The 1,795-nt window shown below is 51.1% G+C and carries 2 protein-coding genes and 1 pseudogene; all 3 read left to right on the forward strand.

Annotated elements, in window-relative coordinates:
• Positions 1-235: pseudogene (locus tag Xvie_RS20140) on the forward strand (phage portal protein); the annotation flags it as partial.
• A complete protein-coding gene (locus Xvie_RS20145) occupies positions 235-1,086 on the forward strand; it encodes a S49 family peptidase (protein ID WP_086110864.1) in 852 nt (283 codons plus the stop codon). The pseudogene Xvie_RS20140 and the gene Xvie_RS20145, both read left to right, overlap by 1 nt.
• On the forward strand, positions 1,083-1,673 hold the full coding sequence (locus tag Xvie_RS21910; RefSeq protein WP_167376343.1) for a hypothetical protein: 591 nt from the start codon (positions 1,083-1,085) through the stop codon (positions 1,671-1,673). The genes Xvie_RS20145 and Xvie_RS21910 overlap by 4 nt, the downstream gene beginning before the upstream one ends.
• The last annotated feature ends 122 nt before the right edge of the window (positions 1,674-1,795 follow it).

The raw sequence follows: 1,795 nt of genomic DNA on the forward strand, positions 1-1,795 counted from the left end.
ACCCGGTCGCGGCTGGGTGGACCCGGTGGCGGAGAAGAAGGGGGCGATTTTGGGAATGGATGCCGGATTGTCCACGCTGGAAATGGAGGCGGCAGAAAATGCCGGTGAGGATTGGGAGGAAATGCTCGATCAGCGTGCGCGGGAGATTGAAGCCTTTAAGGAGCGCGGTATTCCGCTGCCTGAATGGGCTGAACCGGCACCGCAACAACAAACCAACAGAGGATCAGGGGAATGATGAACTTATCCCACTTAGCCCAGCGGCTGTTTAACGTGCCGCTGGCAATACACCCGCGAAAAGCCGAAGTGGTGATGAGTGCGGTGATGGAACGATTTGGTATCACTAAAATTCAGGCTGGGAGGGACTGGGATGATGACGATGACTCATTTTCCCGTCGCAAACGTGATACCGGTTACGACGTGCTGGAGGGAATAGCGGTGATCCCCGTGCAGGGCACTTTAGTGCAGAAACTGGGTTCATTGCGCCCATATAGTGGAATGACGGGTTATGACGGAATCAGGCAGGCATTTTTAACTGCATTACATGACCCTGATGTATCAGGCATCTGCCTCGATATTGATTCCCCCGGCGGTGAAGTAGCCGGTTGTTTTGATTTGGTGGACCTTATTTACCAGTCACGGGGCCAAAAACCCATTCATGCCATTTTATCTGAAAACGCCTATTCAGCTGCTTACGCGATTGCCAGTGCTGCTGACAAAATTACTGTGCCCCGTACCGGTGGTGTCGGTTCAGTGGGCGTGGTTGTTATCCATTGTGACTGGTCTCAGCGCATTAAAGAGGATGGTCTAACAGTGACAATCATTACGTATGGTGACCGTAAAGCAGAGAGCAATCCCCACATCAAACTCAGTGACGAGGCGCGTCAGGCTATTCAGGATGATGTCGATGTAATGGGAAAACTGTTTGTCAGTACGGTTGCTCGTAATCGGGGTATTTCCGAGAAAATTATTCGTGACACTCAAGCCGCGTGTTTTTTGGCTGCGGACGGTGTTCAGTTGGGGTTAGCGGATATAGTGGCAACCCCTGATGTAGCATTTCAAACACTAATGAAAGAGGCAGGTCTATGAGTTATACCAAATTTGCACATCTGATGGGATTTGGGGGCAAAGCCCGTATGTCCGAAGACGAGCAGGATGAGAAAGAAAAAAGCAAGAAAGCAAAATCCCGTTATGCTGAAGAGGACGAGCACGAAAAAGATGCCGAAGACGATGAAGAGCAAGACGAAAAAAAGGAAGGCAAAAAAGCGAAAAAAGCGAAAGAGGCCAAGTCAGAAGAAGATGATGAGGATGACGACCCTGATGCCGAAGACGACGAGGATGATGAAAACGCGGAAGAAGACGAGGATGTCAAAAAAGGCCGTCGTGCCGAGCGTAAACGTTGTGCCACCATCTTCGGCAGTAAATACGCGGCCAGTCGCCCGGATATGGCGGCACATTTGGCTCTCAATACCAGCATGTCAGCCAGTGAAGCCGTCAGTACATTGAAAGCGATGGGGACGGTGCAGTCGCAACCATACCGTGCATCACTGGATAGCCGGATGCAGGCTGAGCAGGTTCGGTTAGGTCCCGACGCTCAGCAACCCGCCAAAGGCTCTGCTTCCGCACTGGCACAGCAAATGACCCGTTTATATGACGTCAATAAAGGAGCGAAATAATGGATCAGTTTTCCAGTAATCCCTTTCAGCCGGGTGTTCGTCAGTCGGTTTTTGTCCCCGATCAGCTGATTGCCGGGCAACTGCAATTAGTCACTGATACCGTGACCATTGCAAAATCTGGC

It is taken from the genome of Xenorhabdus vietnamensis (assembly GCF_002127535.1).
Lineage (GTDB): Bacteria > Pseudomonadota > Gammaproteobacteria > Enterobacterales > Enterobacteriaceae > Xenorhabdus > Xenorhabdus vietnamensis.